At 62.8% G+C, this 16,235-nt stretch carries 14 protein-coding genes; 4 read left to right on the forward strand and 10 right to left on the reverse strand.

What is annotated here, in order from left to right:
• Window positions 1–3: 3 nt before the first annotated feature.
• Both LNV08_RS15985 and LNV08_RS15990 read right to left on the reverse strand, forming a co-directional pair.
• Complete coding sequence (locus LNV08_RS15985; protein WP_263534715.1) at window positions 4–267, reverse strand: hypothetical protein; 264 nt, start codon at window positions 265–267, stop codon at window positions 4–6.
• Window positions 268–681, reverse strand: a complete 414-nt coding sequence (locus tag LNV08_RS15990) for a phage holin family protein (protein WP_263534716.1) — start codon at window positions 679–681, stop codon at window positions 268–270.
• A 185-nt stretch (window positions 682–866) separates the two neighbouring features.
• Between LNV08_RS15990 and LNV08_RS15995 the strand changes: the two genes are divergently transcribed.
• Complete coding sequence (locus LNV08_RS15995; RefSeq protein WP_263534717.1) at window positions 867–3,119, forward strand: EAL domain-containing protein; 2,253 nt, start codon at window positions 867–869, stop codon at window positions 3,117–3,119.
• 38 nt (window positions 3,120–3,157) lie between these two features.
• Here the strand turns inward: LNV08_RS15995 and LNV08_RS16000 are convergent, their stop codons facing one another.
• Window positions 3,158–3,469, reverse strand: a complete 312-nt coding sequence (locus tag LNV08_RS16000) for a DUF883 family protein (RefSeq protein ID WP_263534718.1) — start codon at window positions 3,467–3,469, stop codon at window positions 3,158–3,160.
• Between the two features lie 128 nt (window positions 3,470–3,597).
• Entirely contained in the window at window positions 3,598–4,713 is a 1,116-nt protein-coding gene (gene ald, locus LNV08_RS16005; RefSeq protein WP_263534719.1) for an alanine dehydrogenase, read from the reverse strand.
• A gap of 190 nt (window positions 4,714–4,903) precedes the next feature.
• Between ald and LNV08_RS16010 the strand changes: the two genes are divergently transcribed.
• Genes LNV08_RS16010 through LNV08_RS16020 form a run of 3 tightly spaced genes read left to right on the forward strand, consistent with a single transcriptional unit; the run spans window position 4,904 to window position 7,822 of the window.
• The gene (locus tag LNV08_RS16010) at window positions 4,904–6,121 is read left to right on the forward strand and encodes a 6-phosphofructokinase (RefSeq protein WP_263534720.1); all 1,218 of its coding nucleotides are present in this window, start codon (window positions 4,904–4,906) and stop codon (window positions 6,119–6,121) included.
• Window positions 6,122–6,123: 2 nt separating this feature from the next.
• Complete coding sequence (locus LNV08_RS16015) at window positions 6,124–7,107, forward strand: aldo/keto reductase (RefSeq protein WP_263534721.1); 984 nt, start codon at window positions 6,124–6,126, stop codon at window positions 7,105–7,107.
• Between the two features lie 43 nt (window positions 7,108–7,150).
• Window positions 7,151–7,822 (forward strand): dienelactone hydrolase family protein, encoded by a 672-nt coding sequence (locus LNV08_RS16020; RefSeq protein WP_263534722.1) that lies wholly within the window; start codon window positions 7,151–7,153, stop codon window positions 7,820–7,822.
• Between the two features lie 4 nt (window positions 7,823–7,826).
• Here the strand turns inward: LNV08_RS16020 and LNV08_RS16025 are convergent, their stop codons facing one another.
• The 6 genes from LNV08_RS16025 to bioA all read right to left on the reverse strand — a co-directional run bounded on the left by LNV08_RS16025 (window position 7,827) and on the right by bioA (window position 16,231).
• The gene (locus LNV08_RS16025) at window positions 7,827–8,741 is read right to left on the reverse strand and encodes a hydroxymethylglutaryl-CoA lyase (RefSeq protein WP_263534723.1); all 915 of its coding nucleotides are present in this window, start codon (window positions 8,739–8,741) and stop codon (window positions 7,827–7,829) included.
• Window positions 8,738–10,738: an acetyl/propionyl/methylcrotonyl-CoA carboxylase subunit alpha gene (locus tag LNV08_RS16030; protein WP_263534724.1), complete on the reverse strand. Its 2,001-nt coding sequence runs from the start codon at window positions 10,736–10,738 to the stop codon at window positions 8,738–8,740. Before LNV08_RS16030 ends, LNV08_RS16025 begins: the two co-directional genes overlap by 4 nt.
• Window positions 10,739–11,858: 1,120 nt before the next feature.
• Window positions 11,859–12,929, reverse strand: coding sequence for a biotin synthase BioB (bioB, locus tag LNV08_RS16035; RefSeq protein ID WP_263534725.1), 1,071 nt, complete (start codon window positions 12,927–12,929; stop codon window positions 11,859–11,861).
• 20 nt (window positions 12,930–12,949) lie between these two features.
• Complete coding sequence (gene bioD, locus LNV08_RS16040; RefSeq protein ID WP_263534726.1) at window positions 12,950–13,651, reverse strand: dethiobiotin synthase; 702 nt, start codon at window positions 13,649–13,651, stop codon at window positions 12,950–12,952.
• Window positions 13,648–14,880, reverse strand: coding sequence for an aminotransferase class I/II-fold pyridoxal phosphate-dependent enzyme (locus LNV08_RS16045; protein ID WP_263534727.1), 1,233 nt, complete (start codon window positions 14,878–14,880; stop codon window positions 13,648–13,650). Before LNV08_RS16045 ends, bioD begins: the two co-directional genes overlap by 4 nt.
• A complete protein-coding gene (gene bioA / locus LNV08_RS16050) occupies window positions 14,870–16,231 on the reverse strand; it encodes an adenosylmethionine--8-amino-7-oxononanoate transaminase (protein WP_263534728.1) in 1,362 nt (453 codons plus the stop codon). The genes LNV08_RS16045 and bioA overlap by 11 nt, the downstream gene beginning before the upstream one ends.
• Window positions 16,232–16,235 lie beyond the last annotated feature (4 nt).

Genomic DNA, 16,235 nt, shown 5'->3' on the forward strand with positions numbered 1-16,235 from the left:
GACTCAAGGCTTGGCGCGCAAGGCAGTCAGCAAGCGCGCCAGCCGCAGGCCCAAGCTGGTAAAGCCAAGCACCTTGCTGAAGAAGCCAGGGCGCCGCAAGCCCGCCGCCATCACCGCCGCGCCAGCCAAACCGCCGGCTGCGCCAAACCAGCCCACCGGCTTGAGCAGGGCTTGGGCCTCGGCGCGCATTTCGGCGCGCAACTCGATATTGCGCAGGCGCAGCGCCAACTGGCGCTGCCTCAATTCGACCAATTCGCGTGTAAACATTCAGGGCTCCAAGGCATTGCGGTCACGACCCAGCTCGGCCACTGTGCCGGCAAAGGCACCGCCGGGTTGACTCAACTGGCGACCGGCCCGCCGCCAGCAAACCCAGGCTAGCGCCAAGTAAAGCAAACCCAAGACCAGCGCCGTCAGCCAACGCCACGTCTCCGGCGTCATCAGCAACAAGCACAAACTCAACATGCCCAGCGCGGCCGCCGCCAAGAGCAAGGCTAGCAGCGACTGAATCAGGGCGCTGAAAAGCCTGAGTTTTTCAGCCTCGAACTCCAGCGAAATTTGCTCGACACGGATCTGCACCAACTCCAGGCCATGCCCAAACAGACGCCGTAAGGACGCCAACAGTCCCGCCGCAGGCGCGGGCTCTTGTTCGCCTCGCTCCTGGCTATCCGGCTCGCTCTTCATATCTTTTTCTCCAAAAAAACATCTTGCCAAGCTATTCAATCGATCAATGCTGCTGCAAATCGTCTATAACCGCAAACAATGCCGCTACGGGCGTTGCTTCATAGGCAATTGCGCGCATAGCGGCAGGGTGCAAAATGAAATACCCTTACGCCATTGTCAATCCATAGGCTGGAGCACAGGCCCACATGCGCGAGACAGACAGTCCGGCCAAGTCCGATCACAAGGACGACGACGATCTATTGGAATTTTTGGATGGCCCAGAAATAGGCGATGCCGGCGATCACGCTTCGAGTCAGCCATGGCGCGTCTTGATCGTTGACGACGATGGGGACGTTCACAAGGCGACCGAGTTGGCCATGCAAGGCCTGCTGGTTGAGGGCCTTCCGCTGACTTTTTTGCATGCCAATTCGGCAGCCGAGGCCAGACAAGTCTTGACCAGCGAGAGCGACCTGGCGGTCGTCCTGCTCGATGTCGTGATGGAGTCCGAAGACGCCGGCCTGCAGCTGGTGCGCTATATCCGAGACGACCTGCGGCTCGGCGCCGTGCGCATCATCTTGCGCACCGGTCAGCCCGGCTACGCGCCCGAGATCGAAACGGTGCAGGCCTATGACATCAATGACTACAAGACCAAGTCCGAGCTGACGCGCACACGGCTGTACACCGTGTTGACGGCCGCGATTCGCTCCTACCGCCAGATTTGCTCGCTCGATTCGAATCGACGCGGTCTGGAAATGATCGTCGAGGCCAGCACCGAGCTGAGCCGCCTGCGTGGACTGCACCGCTTTGCTGAGGGCGTTGTTACCCAACTCTGCGCGATGTTGGGCATCTTGCCGGAAGGCATGGTCTGCGTGCAGATGGAAAACGCGGCAGAGGCCGATGTGCGCATCGTCGCGGCCGCCGGGCAATACAGCGGACTGATCAACTGCTCGCTGGCCTCTGTGCAAATCAAGTCGGTGCGGGAGCGCCTGCAACGTTGCCTGAACCAACGCGAAAACATCTACGACGAGGGCACTTGCCTCTACTTCAGCCTCTCCAACGGGCGGCCGATGGCGGCCCTGGTCGATGTGGGCCGCAGGCTCAGCGATCTCGATCAGCAGTTGCTGCGTGCGTTTTGCTCCAATATCTCGGTGGGTTTCGAGAACGTAGTGCTGTACGGCAAGCTGCTGGATCAAGCCTATAACGATCAGCTGCTGCAACTACCCAACCGCAACCGCTTTGTCGAGTTGCTGGACAAGAACCTGAAAGACCCGGCCGGCGTCACGCTGGCCTTGATCGATCTGGATGATTTCTCCGACATCAATGACGCCTTTGGCCACCATTTCGGCGATCAAGTCTTGAAGGCTGTTGTGGCCCGACTGGGCAGCAAGCTGGGCCTGAGCACCGCGATGGCGCGGATTGGCTCGGACACCTTCGGCCTGCTGGGTGAAAACGCCGTGGTCTGCGGCGAGACGATTCAAGACGTGTTCCTGGAACCTTTCTCGGTCGCCGGAGAGCGCCTTCAGTTGTCGGCCACGACAGGCTTGGTGCGCTTGACCGAGTCCGCTGCCGTTGGTTCGGAGTTGCTCTTGGACGCCCAGATTGCGCTCAAGCAAGCCAAACAACAGCACCGCGGATCGTCCGAATACTTCTCACCCGCCATGGGCACCGATGCACGCGAGCGCTTCAAACTGCTGAAAGGCCTGCGCGCGGGCTTCGAAGAGAACCGTTTGTTTGTCGTCTATCAGCCGCAGGTTGATCTGCTCAGCGGCAAACCGATAGGCGCCGAAGCCTTGTTGCGCTGGCGCACCGAAGACGGCAAATTCGTGCCGCCCGATCAGTTCATCCCGCTGGCCGAAAAGTCGGGGCTGATCATCAGCATCGGCGAGTTCGTGCTGCGTACGGCCTGCCACCAACTCAAACACATGATCGAGCTCGGCTATGCCGACTTCCGCATGTGCGTGAACGTCTCCTTGGCGCAGTTCCGCCATCCTGACTTCATGACCGTGGTGAACAATGCCATGCGCGATATCGGCGTGGCCGGCCGCAATTTGGAGCTCGAGATTACCGAATCGATGGCCATGGAAGACACCGAGTTGGTGATGCACATCCTGGCCAATATCAAAAAGCTAGGCATCACCGTGGCGATTGATGACTTTGGCACCGGCTTCTCATCGCTGAGCCATCTGCGCCAACTGGATGTGGATCGACTCAAGATCGACCGGGCCTTTGTGCGCGAGGCGCAGACCTCGACGGCAGGGTCCACCATTGCGCAAATGGTCATCAACCTGGGGCGCGGGCTTGGCCTGACCGTGATCGCCGAGGGCATCGAGACCGAAGAACAGCGCTCGCTGCTGCTCGATCTGGGCTGCCATGAAGGTCAGGGTTACTTGTTCGCCCGGCCCATGCCGGCCGACCAGTTGGAAAACTGGATGAGCCAAACAAAAGCCGGCGCCGAATAAATCGCCGCCGGCTTTACCCGAACTGAACTGCCGATTGATTAACGTCGGCTGATCAACATACCCAGCAGCAAGCCCACACCGGCCGCCAAGCCCATGGCCTGCCATGGCTTTTCATGCACATAGAGGTCGGTGGCTCGGCCGGCAGCGCGTGCCTTGTCGACGGCAGCGTCCTGCAGGTCCGCCAGGTTATGTTTAGCGCGGTCCAAGCTGGCCTGCACCTTGGCGCGCAACTCGGACGCGCCTTCGCTGGCCGAACCTGCAGTGGCACGCAGCAGGCTCTCGGCTTCCGACACGACGGAATGCAAATCGCTCATCAAGCGGTCTTTATGGGCTTGGTTGATTTCAGACATGGCAATGCTCTCCTTGGCTACAAAAATCTCACCCCGTAACTTAACACCTCTTTTAGACGGATGGGTGACGGGCGGCTGATTTGGATCAATAAGCCGCCGCCCTAGAGTAGCGTGTCGACATGGAAATGTCAGTCCAGCAAGCCTTCCGCCGGCACATATTCATAGCCCAGATCACGCGCCACCGCCTCATAGGTCAGCTGACCCAAGGCCACATTGAGGCCCGCGCAGAGGTAGGGGCTGTCATTCAGGGCTCGCCGCCAGCCCTTGTCAGCCAAGGCCACGGCGTGGGCAATGGTGGCGTTATTGAGTGCGAAGGTCGAGGTGCGTGCGACAGCGCCGGGCATATTGGCGACGCAGTAATGGACAACACCGTCCACCACAAAGGTCGGATCTGCGTGCGTGGTCGCGTGCGATGTCTCGAAGCAGCCGCCCTGGTCGATCGCAACGTCGACCACCACGGCGCCCTTCTTCATGCGCGAAATCATCTCGCGCGTCACCAGCTTGGGCGCCGCCGCACCAGGGATCAACACACCGCCTATGACCAAGTCGGCCGACAGCACCGATTCCTCCAGGCTTTGCACGTTCGAATAGGCAGTGCTGATGCGGTTGCCGAAGACCAGATCGAGCTGCCGCAGGCGATCAACGTTGCGGTCCAGCACAGTGACGCGCGCGCCCATGCCGACGGCCATCTGCAGCGCATGGGTGCCGACCACGCCGGCGCCGATGATCACCACATGGGCCGGAGCCACGCCGGGCACGCCGCCCAGCAGCACGCCCATGCCGCCCTTGCTCTTCTCCAGATGAGCCGCGCCGGCCTGAATCGACATGCGCCCCGCCACCTCGCTCATCGGCGCCAGCAGTGGCAGGCCACCGCCGGGACCGGTAACGGTCTCATAGGCGATACAAACCGCGCCCGACTTGACCAGCGCGGCGGTCTGCTCCGGATCGGGCGCCAGGTGCAGATAGGTGTACAGGATCTGGCCTTCGCGCAACATCGCGCATTCCTGCGGCTGCGGCTCCTTGACCTTGACGATCATGTCGGCCTGCGCGAACACAGTCGCGGCATCGGGTGCCATGCTGGCGCCGGCCGCCACGTAATGCTCGTCCAGCAGGCCAATCGCTGCGCCAGCGCCGGTCTGCACCAGCACCTGATGGCCGCGCGAGGTCAGCTCGCGCACACTGGCCGGTGTCAGGCCAACGCGGTATTCATGATTCTTGATTTCCTTGGGGCATCCGACTTTCATGCTTGTCTCCAGGGCCTTGGCGGCTTGTTGTGGTGTGCTGTTGTACGCCCAAGGCCCCCCGCTAAGCAAGCTTGATTTGCTTAGCTTCAGATTCATTAGAGCCGCTTATGCAAGCAAGCCAAAGCAGCCAAGCTAAGTCACAATCACCACGCACCTTTGTGCTGCCATCAAACCATGCCAAGGAACGTTCATGTCCCTCTGCAAGATCCTCGTCGCCCAGGGCGGCGGCCCAACCGCTGTCATCAATCAATCCTTGGTCGGCGTGGTGCTCGAAGCACGCCGGCAACACCAGGTCGGCCTGGTCTACGGTGCCCGCCATGGTGTGCGCGGCATCATCAATGAAGACTTCGTCGACCTGACGCAAGAAACCAGCCACAACCTGGAACTGGTCGCTCAGACGCCTTCGTCCGCCCTGGGCTCAACCCGGGACAAACCCGATGCCGCCTACTGCCACAAGATGTTCAAAGTGCTGCAGGCGCACGGCATCACGCACTTTTTCAATATCGGCGGCAATGATTCGTCCGACACCGTGCGCATCATCAGCGAGGAAGCGGCCAGAGCCAGCTACCCGCTGCGCTGCATCCACATCCCCAAGACGATTGACAACGACCTCGTCGGCAACGACCACACGCCCGGTTTCCCTTCGGCCGCGCGCTTTGTGGCCCAAGCATTCGCCGGCGCAAACCTCGACAACGCCGCCCTGCCCGGCGTCTATGTCGGCGTCGTGATGGGCCGGCACGCCGGCTTCCTGACGGCCGCCTCGGCCTTGGGCAAGAAGTTCCCCGACGACGGCCCGCACCTGATTTATCTGCCCGAGCGCGTGTTCGACTTGCAGCAATTCTTGGCCGACGTGAAGGCGACCTACGAGCGTTTTGGGCGCTGCGTGATCGCCGTCTCCGAGGGCATCCATGACGCCTCGGGTGAGCCCATCGCCGCACAGCTGGCCAAAGACCTGGAGCGCGACGCGCACGGCAATGTGCAGCTGTCCGGCAATGGCGCGCTGGCCGATCTGCTGTGCGAAGAAATCAAAGAAAAGCTCGGCATCAAGCGGGTGCGCGGCGACACCTTCGGCTATCTGCAGCGCAGCTTCATCGGCTGCGTGTCAGACGTAGACCAGCGCGAGGCACGCGAGGTCGGCGAGAAGGCGGTGCAGTTCGCCTTCAATGCCGGCCGTGACGGTTCGGTCGCCATCAAGCGCAGCGGCTATTACTCGGTCGATTACGAGTTACTTCCACTCACTGCCGTGGCCGGCAAGACCCGCGTGATGGAGGACGAATTCATTGCGGCCAGCGGCACCGATGTGACCGATGCCTTCCGTCTCTATTTGCGCCCGCTTTTGGGCTCCGGCCTGCCGGATGCGTTCCGGCTGCGGCCTAACCCGGTTGCCAAGGTACTCAACCCAGAATGAATATGCCAAGCACCCCACCCTCGCGCCCTGTTGACAGGCCTTTGCCTAGCAGCAGCCGCCTCATACTCGGCTGCATGGGCATGGGCAGCGACTGGAATGGTGGCGCCGTCACCGAAAGCCATATCGCGCAGGCCCATGCTGCGCTGGAAGCTGCACTTGAGATCGGCATCACGCTGTTCGACCATGCCGACATCTACAAGCGCGGCACCGCCGAGCAATGCTTTGGTGAATTGCTGCGCCGCCAGGCTTCGCTGCGCGACGGCATCCTCTTGCAAAGCAAATGCGGTATTCGCTTCGCCGATGACAGCGGGCCGGCCCGCTATGACTTGTCCGGCGCCTACATCGTGTCCGCCGCGGAGGCCAGCTTGCGGCGCCTCGGCGTCGAGCATCTGGACATCCTGCTGCTGCACCGCCCCGACCCCTTGATGGAGCCGCACGAGATTGCCGAAGCCTTCAGCCGCTTGCGCAGCGCCGGCAAGGTGCGCTTTTTTGGCGTCTCGAATATGCAGGCCGGTCAAATGCGCTGGCTGCAACAGGCCCTGGATGCGCCGCTGGTGGCCAATCAGCTGGAAATGAGCCTGGCCAAGTTGGACTGGCTGGACCACGACAGCAGCTTCAACGATGCCCAAAACGCCAGCGCCTTGCCCTGGGCCGACACGCTGCAGTATTGCCAGCAGCAGGGCGTTCAGTTGCAAGCCTGGAGCCCTTTGGCGCAAGGCGCGTTCAGCGGCGCCAAGTCAGACAGCGCCAGCCCGGTTCAGCAGGCCACCGCCGAACTGGTGCAGAGCATGGCCGAGCAATATGGGGTGAGCGCGGAGAGCATCGTGCTGGCCTGGCTGCTGCGGCACCCGGCGGGCATACAGGCGGTGATAGGCAGTACCCGGCCGGATCGAATCCGCGCTTGCGCCGGCGCCACAACAATTCAGCTGAGCCGCGAAGATTGGTATCGGCTCTATCTCAGCGCTCGCGGCCAGGCCTTGCCTTGAGGCCGTCGCTGATCACCGTTAGCAAAACAAGCTAGGAAGCATCATGGGACAGACCATCCAATTCACGCGACCGGACGGCGCCAACAGCGCCGCCTACCTGGCCGAGGCCGACAGCAGCGAAGGGCTCAAGCGCCCGGGCCTGATCCTGATTCAGGAATGGTGGGGCTTGAACCCGCAGATCTGCGGCGTCGCCGATCGCTTTGCGGCGGCAGGCTTCACCACTTTGGCGCCCGACCTCTACCGTGGCCGCCTGGCCAGCACGGCCGATGAAGCCACGCATCTGAAAAGCGGCCTGGACTTTGCCGACGCCACCCATCAGGACCTGGCCGGCGCCTTCGCCTTCTTGGCCCATCATTGCACCAAGATTGGCGTGACCGGCTTTTGCATGGGCGGCGCGCTGACCATCGCCGCCGCCGTGCACCTGCCGAGCTTAAGTGCGGCCAGTTGCTTTTACGGCATTCCACCGGCCGAGTTGGCGGACCCGGCGCTGATCAAAATACCCTTCCAGGGCCACTTTGCCAATCTGGACGACTGGATCACACCTGCCGCCGCTGATGCCTTGCAAGCCAAGCTGCCGGCCTCAGCCGAAATACACCGTTATGCCGCCGAACACGGCTTCTTCAATGAGCAGCGCCCCGAGGTCTATGACGCAGCCAGCGCCGAGCTGGCCTGGACCCGCACATTAGCGTTCTTCAACAAGCATCTGTTGGCCTGACGCATCAGGCCGCAGCGCGTTTCGCCAGCAAGGCTCTGCCGAGTCTTGACACCGGCGGCCGCCCCAACACGCCGGAGATAAAGGCGCCGGCGTCGACCAGCTTGTCGATGTCGATGCCGGTCTCGATGCCCAGGCCATTAAGCATGAAGACCACGTCTTCGGTCGCCACATTGCCGGTCGCGCCCTTGGCATAAGGGCAGCCGCCCAGGCCTGCCACGCTGGCGTCGAAGGTGTGGATGCCCATCTCCAGGCAGGCATAGATATTCGACAGGGCCTGGCCATAGGTGTCATGGAAATGCCCGCTGACCTCGACCAGCGGGTAATGCTTCAAGGCCCGCTCCATCGCCGCCTGAATCCTTCTGGGCGTGCCAACGCCGATGGTGTCCGCCACGCCCAGATGATCAACGCCTATGCCCTTCATCAGCAGCACGACTCGCTCGACCTGGTCCGCGCTGATATCGCCCTCGTAAGGGCAGCCGACCGCGCAAGACAGCGCACCGCGCACCTTGATGCCGGCCGCGTGGGCGGCTTCCACCACCGGGGCAAAGCGCTCAATGCTCTCGGCAATCGAGCAGTTGATGTTCTTTTGGCTGAAGGCTTCGGACGCTGCGGCGAAGACGACGATTTCATCGGGCTGGGTAGGCAGAGCCGCTTCCAAACCCTTCATATTCGGTGTCAGCACCGAATAGCGCACGCCGGGATGACGGGCTATGGCCGCCATCACCGCAAGGTTGTCGGCCATCTGCGGCACCCATTTCGGGCTGACGAAACTGCTCACCTCGATCTCGCGCAGGCCGGCCAGATAAAGCATCTCGACCAACTGCGCCTTGTGCTCGGTGGTAACCAGCTCTTTCTCGTTTTGCAGGCCGTCGCGCGGACCGACGTCGACCAGCGTAACGCGGGAAGGGAGCGTGCTCATTGCGCTGTCTCCAAACGCAGCAACTCGGCGCCGTCACCGATCTGATCACCGACGGCGAACAGCAACTCGGCCACCACGCCGTCGCGCGGAGCACTGATCGTGTGTTCCATTTTCATCGCCTCCATCACCGCCAGCGGCTGACCCTTGGCTACGGCATCGCCGACCTGAGCCAGAAAGCCAACCAACTTGCCCGGCATCGGCGCGGTCAGGCGGCCGCCTTCGGCCGGGCCGCTGCCGGCGCGGGCGATCACGTCGATCTCGATCACCAGGGCCGAGCCGGTCGGCGCGAACACTGCCACCGTTTCGCCCTCGGCATAGGTTTTGACGGTGATGCGCTGCTGGTTGAGCCCTTCACCCAAAAGCAGCTCATGCGCTTCCAGGCTGGCCGAGTTGGCCGCGAAGGCGATCGCCTCACCGGCCACCGTCAACTGCATGCCGCCCTGGTGATGGCGCGACAGCAAGACCTCGTGGTGCACGCCGGAAATCTCCAGATCGAAGCGGCGCGACGAGGCGCCGTACATGCGCCAGCCGTCACGGCGGCTCCAGGGGTCGCTGGTTTGCAGAGTTGCTTCGGCCGCCAGCGTGTGGGCGACCACGGCCGCTGCGCTGAGACTCAAAGGCAAGCCGGGCTGCTCGAACAAAGCGGCGCGCTCGCGCTCGATCAGCGCGGTGTCGAGGTCGGCGCTTGCAAAGGATGCGGCCCCTGCGCAGCGGCGCAGGAATGCCACATTGGTTTGCAGGCCGACGATATGGGTGTCGCGCAGCGCGGCGTCCAAGCGCGCCAAGGCTTCAGCCCTGTCTTCGCCCCAGACGATCAGCTTGGCGACCATCGAGTCGTAATAGGGGCTGATCGCGTCGCCCTCGTCCACGCCGGCATCGATGCGCACATTGCCGCGCTGAAACTTCACGTGTTCAGGCCAGCGCGCCACATGCAGCGCGCCGGTGGCGGGCAGGAAGCCGGCATCGGGGTTTTCGGCGCAGATGCGCGCCTCGATCGCGTGGCCGGTCATCGTCAATTGCTCTTGCTTCAGCGGCAGCGGCTCGCCGGCGGCGACGCGCAATTGCCACTCGACCAAGTCCTGCCCCGTGATGGCTTCCGTCACCGGATGCTCGACCTGCAGGCGGGTGTTCATTTCCATGAAATAGAAGCGCCCGTCTTGCTCACAGATGAACTCGACCGTACCGGCGCCGCTGTAGCCCACCGCCTTGGCCGCCGCGACTGCCGCGCCGCCCATCTGGGCGCGGCGCTCGGCCGTCATGCCCGGCGCGGGCGCTTCTTCCAGCACCTTCTGGTGGCGCCGCTGCACCGAGCAATCGCGCTCGAACAGATAGACGCAGTCGCCGAAATTGTCGCCAAAGACCTGGATTTCGATATGGCGCGGGCGCTGCACATAACGCTCGATCAAGACTGCATCGTCGCCAAAGCTGTTGATCGCTTCGCGCTTGCAGGACGCCAGGGCCGCGTCGAACTCGTCTGACTGATAGACCGCCCGCATGCCTTTGCCGCCGCCGCCGGCGCTGGCCTTGATCAGGACGGGGAAGCCAATGCGCTCGGCCTCGGCACGCAGCAGCGCCGGGTCTTGGTCGGCGCCGTGGTAACCGGGCACCAGCGGCACGCCGGCCGTCTCCATCAGGCGCTTGGATTCGGCCTTCAGGCCCATGGCCTGGATGGCGGCGGGTGAAGGGCCGATGAAGGCGATGCCGTTGGCCGCGCAGGCGGTGGCAAAGGCTTCGTTCTCGCTCAGGAAGCCGTAGCCGGGATGGACGGCTTCGGCGCCGGTGGCTTTGGCCGCATCGATGATGCGCTGCCATTGCAGATAAGAGTCGCGGGGTGCGGGGCCGCCGATCAGGATGGCCTCATCGCAGGCCTGGACATGCTTGGCTTTGGCGTCGGCGTCGGAGTAGACGGCAACGGTTTTGATGCCCATTCGGCGGGCGGTGGCCGCGACGCGGCAGGCGATTTCGCCGCGGTTGGCGATCAGGATTTTCTTGAACATGCTGTTTGTCTCCAGTCTCGTGAACTTTGAACTTTCTCTGGCACTTCTAGATCACTGAGAAGTGCTGCAATATCTTCATTTCGTCGGGGCTTCGCTGCAACTTCGTCATCCTTCCCAGACCGTGCCGGGTGTTCGCCCCGGCAGGCGACCTTCTTTCTTGGGCGTCCAAGAAAGAAGGCAAAGAAACCGCCCCTGCCGCATGGCCCTGCGGGTCCGCTGTGGTGCTCAAGTTCGCAGGGCCGCGCCCAACTCACTGCGCTACGCTCCGTTCAGACAAGGGGCGCGAAACCAGTTCTTGCAGTCGCTTCGCGACGCCCTGCAAACTTTCCGCTCCTCGCCCACGCAGAAGGGGAACCCCGGAATACCAATACGCCTCGCTTCGCATCGGCTGATCCAGCACTCGCGCCCGTCGTTGGAGTTCGCGTTCGCTCACTACAACCTACCCAGCCAACAAAAACTAAAAAACTGCGCGGTGAATTTAGACAGGCAACTCGGCAAATTCAGTTTCTCCGCCCGCTCCTACCATCCATAAAAACAGAAACAATTGCAAAGGGTAAAAACACCGGCCAAACCATCGCGATACCGACGCCCGAAGCAAAACGTGAAACACACGAATCTGCGAAAACGCGGTGACCAATAAGAGGGCAGTCACCTCGAACAAGCCCGGCCACCGAATAAATCAGGCCAATGAATATAAAAAAGAGTCCGCCCCATTGGTAAATTGACTGGAACAGTTGCATTTACTGCCGAACCTTCTGACCGAGATATCGCGAAACAACTATTGCCCTGTCTCCCGAGCGGCACGGCTCTAGCGAGCCGATGCGCAGCGAGGCGTGTCGGTATTTCGGGGTTCCCCTTCTGCATGGGCGAGGAGCGGAAGGTTTGCCGGGCGTCGCGTAGCGACTTCAAAGACTGAATTCGCGCCCCTTGTTTGAACGCAGCGTAGCGAAGTGAGTTGGGCGCGGCCCGGTAAACCTGAGCACTGCAGCGAACCCGAAGGGCCATGCGGCAGGGGCGGTTTCTTTGCCTTCTTTCTTGGGCGCCCAAGAAAGAAGGTCGCCTGCCGGGGCGAAATCCCGGCATCGGCCTCAACGACAAAGCAATGCCCACAAAACCGGCCTCAGTGCGAGTGGCAACTCACCTTGCCGCAACCATCCTCAGCAGCAGCCTGCGGCACCAACTTCTCCTCGGTAGCGCACCGCATCCCCAGCCGATCCAGCAGCGCCCTATCCTTCTCCGCCTGCGGATTGCTCGTCGTCAGCAACTTGTCCCCATAGAACATCGAGTTAGCCCCCGCCAAGAAGCACAGCGCCTGCATGCTCTCAGGCATCTCTTCACGCCCGGCCGACAAGCGCACCATCGCACGTGGCATGGTGATCCGCGCCACCGCGATCGATCGGATGAACTCGAACGGATCCAAAGCCTCGGCGTCGGCCAAAGGCGTGCCCTCGACCTTGACCAAGTTATTGATCGGCACCGACTCCGGATACGGATTCAGATTGGCCAACTGCACGATCAAGCCAGCCCGCTGACCGCGCGTCTCGCCCAGCCCAACGATGCCGCCCGAGCAAACCTTTAAGCCCACATTGCGCACCCGGTCCAGCGTATCCAGCCGGTCCTGATAAGTACGCGTGGTGATGATCTGGCCGTAGAACTCGGGCGAGGTATCGAGATTGTGGTTGTAGTAGTCAAGGCCTGCCTCGGCCAATTGCTCGGCCTGGCCGTCACCCAACATACCGGCGGTCAAGCAGGTTTCCAGGCCCAGGGCCTTGACCTCCTTGACCATCTCACCAATCGCTTCCAAATGACGATCTTTCGGGGTGCGCCAAGCGGCACCCATGCAAAAACGGGTGGCGCCATTGGCCTTGGCCGCACGCGCCGCTTCCAGCACTTCTTGCAGCGGGATCAGCTTCTCGGCCTTCAGGCCGGTGTCGAAATGCGCCGACTGTGGGCAGTAAGCGCAGTCTTCCTCACAGCCGCCGGTCTTGATAGACAGCAGCGTGGACAGCTGCACCGCATTGGCGTCGAAGTTCTCGCGGTGCACCTGCTGGGCGCGGAACATCAGGTCATTGAAGGGCAGGTCATACAGCGCCACCACCTCTTTGACCGTCCAGGTCCTATTGCTGCGGCGCTCGGCGTCGGTGGTCGGCGTCAGCGACTGAATTTGATTGACGGTTTGGGAGTGGGTCATAAAAGTAGTACTTCCTGAACTTACAAAGACGAGAAAGACGCGGCTTGCGTGCGCAAGAGCGACTGATTCAAATGCGCGGCCACGGTCGACGGCGAGGGCAATGCCAAGCGGGGCACATAGCCCCAGCAAGGTGCGGCCAAAGAGGCGTCCAGCGCAGCCAGATTGTCGGTCAGATGCGGCATGTCGGCGTCCACCACGTTGCCCACCCAGCCGACCAGCTTCAAGCCCCGGGCCCGAATCGCTTCGGCCGTCAGCAAGGCATGGTTGATGCAACCCAGACGCAGGCCCACGACCAGCACGACCGGCAGGCCCAGGTCCACAGCCATATCGGCGGTGTCCCAGCCGGCACACAGCGGCACACGGAAGCCGCCAACGCCTTCAACCAGCGCCAACTCGCCCAAGGCGGCGCTGGCGCGAATGGCAGCCAACACCGGCGCGCGCTCAATGCTGCGACCTTCAAGCGCGGCGGCGATATGCGGCGCGCAGGCGGCGCGGAATTGCAGCGGGCCAACCTGCTCCGCCGTCATGCCTATGCTTTGGGCAGCGTGCAAGCGCTGCACATCTTCATTCACCCATTGCTCGTCCAGCCATTCTTGGCCGGCAGCCAAGGGCTTGATCGGCGCCACGCGCAGGCCTAGCTGCGTGAACGCATGGGTCAAGCCAGCAGTGATGCAGGTCTTGCCGACCTCGGTGTCGGTGCCGGTGATGAACAGCCCCCTCATAAAACCTCTGCCTTTTCCATGTCGGCAGCCGCCGCCGCCAAGGCTTGCAAAAGCTGCGCCACATCGGCCTCAGTATGCGTGGCGCACAGAGTAATTCGCAGCCGCGCCTCGCCTGCCGGCACGGTCGGCGGGCGTATGCCGGGCACGCGCAGCCCCTCGCGCTCCAGCCGCGCGGCCAGCGCCATCACTTCGGCATTGCCGCCGATGATCAAGGGCTGGACGGGGGTGTCGGACGGCGCCAGGCGCCAGCCCAAGGTCGGGTGCTGCGCCAACATCGCTTCGATGCCGACGCGCAGCTGCGCTTGAAGGCGGCGCAAATTGGCGCGGCGCTCGGCGCCCAGCTCGCTGTCGATCAGCCCCAAGCTGGTCAGCAAGGCATGCTCGACGGCCGGCGGCGAGGCGGTCGAGAAAATGTAGTTGCGGGCGGCCTGCAGCAGGTAATCGGTGATGGTGGCGTGGGCCACCACAAACGCGCCGGCCAGCCCGGCCGCCTTGCCCAGCGTGCCGACCAGAATCAGGCGTTCGCTGCGCAGTTTGAAATGCTCCAGCGAGCCGCGGCCCCGCTCGCCCAGCACGCCAAAGCCATGCGCATCGTCAACAATCAGCCAGGCGTCGAACTCGTCGGCCAGCGCCAGCAGCTCCGGCAGCGGCGCCAAGTCGCCGTCCATGCTGAAGACGGCGTCGGTGACGATCAGCTTGACCTTGGCTTGGCTGACCGCCAACAGGCCGCGCAGCTGCACCACATCGGCATGGGCATAACGCGTCACTTGCGCGCGCGCGAGTCGGCTGCCATCGATCAGCGAGGCATGGTTCCAGGCTTCCGAAAAGATCTCGGTGTGCTCGTCGCCCAAAGCGGTGACGACGGCCAGATTGGCCATATAGCCGGTGCAAAAGCCCAGCGCCTTGGCCTCGGGGATGTGCGGCGCCATCCAAGCGGCCAAGGTTTCGGCGACTTGTTCATGGGCTCGGCTGTGGCCGCTGATCAGCGGCGATGCACCGGAGCCGCCGCCGTAGAGCATCGCGCCGTCGATCAAGGCGGCGGTGATTTGCGGCTCGGCCGCCAGGCCCAAATAGTCGTTCGAGCAGAACATCAACAGCTCACGCGTGCGGCCGTCAGCGCCCCGCACCTGCTGGCGCGGCGCGGTCGGGCTCTCGGCCTGACGCAAAAAACGAGTCAGGCTTTGCGCCTCGATAGCAGCCAGTTTGGCGTTCAGATGGTCAAGCAACATGGGCATCGTCCTCCATGCTGACCGGCGCTTTGGGCGCTTGCGCCAAGACCTCGTCAAGCGTCAGGCGCACGGCTTGCGCCAAGAAGGCGGCAGCCGCGGCGTCGATCACATAAGGCGGCATCAGATAGACCGTATTGCCGATCGGGCGAATCAAGAGCTGATGCGCACGCGCGGCCAGATGGAAACGCTCGGCAAAGCGCAGGCCGGCGTCTTGCACATCAAAGGCCAAGACCATGCCGAGCTGGCGCAAATGGGCGACGCGCGGATGCGCGGCCAGCGGCGCGAAGGCCTCGGCCAACAAGCGCGCTTGCAGCGCATTGGCTTCGAGCTGGCCCGCATCGAAGCGATCCAGGACCGCATTCGCCGCCGCACAAGCCAGCGCATTGCCGGTGTAGGAGTGCGAATGCAAAAAGCCGCGCGTCACGTCCTCGCTCCAAAAGGCTTGGAACACCGCCTCGGTCGTCAGCACCAAGGACAGCGGCAAGGTGCCGCCGGTGATCCCCTTGGACAACAAAATAAAGTCAGGCCAGTCGGCGTTGCATTGCGGCTGCGTCTGCTCAAACGCGAAGAAAGTGCCGGTGCGCCCGCAACCCATTGCGATTTCGTCGACGATCAGATGCACCTCGAACTCGGTACAAAGCTTGCGCAAAGCCCGCAGATAGTCGGCCGAATACATCACCATGCCGGCAGCGCCCTGCACCAGTGGCTCGACGATGACGGCGGCAATCGTGGCGCTGCGCTCGGCCAGCAAGTCGCGCATCGCGGTCAGAGCAGCTGTCTCGTTAGCAAGGCGGGAGTCGGGGGACATCACGATGTGCGCGCGCATCAGCAGCGGGTCATAGGCGTCGCGGAACACCGCCACGTCGGTGACGGCCAGCGCACCTATGGTTTCACCGTGATAGCCGTTCTTCAGGCACACGAACTCGCGCTTGCCGCCACGACCCAGATTGCGCCAGCTGTGAAAGCTCTGCTTGAGCGCAATCTCGACCGCACTGGCACCGTCGCTGCCGAAGAAGACATGTCCTAAGGCTCCACCTGTGCGCGCACTCAAGCGCTCGGCCAGGCGCACCGCCGGCGCATGGGTGCAGCCGGCCAGCATCACATGCGGCAAGGTGTCGAGTTGCTGCTTGATGGCGTCATTGAGGCCGGCGTCGGCGTGGCCGAACAGATTGACCCACCAGCTGCTGTTTGCGTCGAAATAGCGGCCACCGTCAAAGTCATACAACCAAGGGCCGGCGCCGCGCGCGATGGCCAGGGGCGGCACCACGGCCGCACGCGCCATCTGTGTGCAGGGGTGCCAAACGGCGGCAAGACTGCGCTGTTGCCAGTCTTTTTGAGTAGAAATCGTCATCTGA

The sequence above is a fragment of the Paucibacter sp. TC2R-5 genome (assembly GCF_025717605.1).
Lineage (GTDB): Bacteria > Pseudomonadota > Gammaproteobacteria > Burkholderiales > Burkholderiaceae_C > Paucibacter_A > Paucibacter_A albus.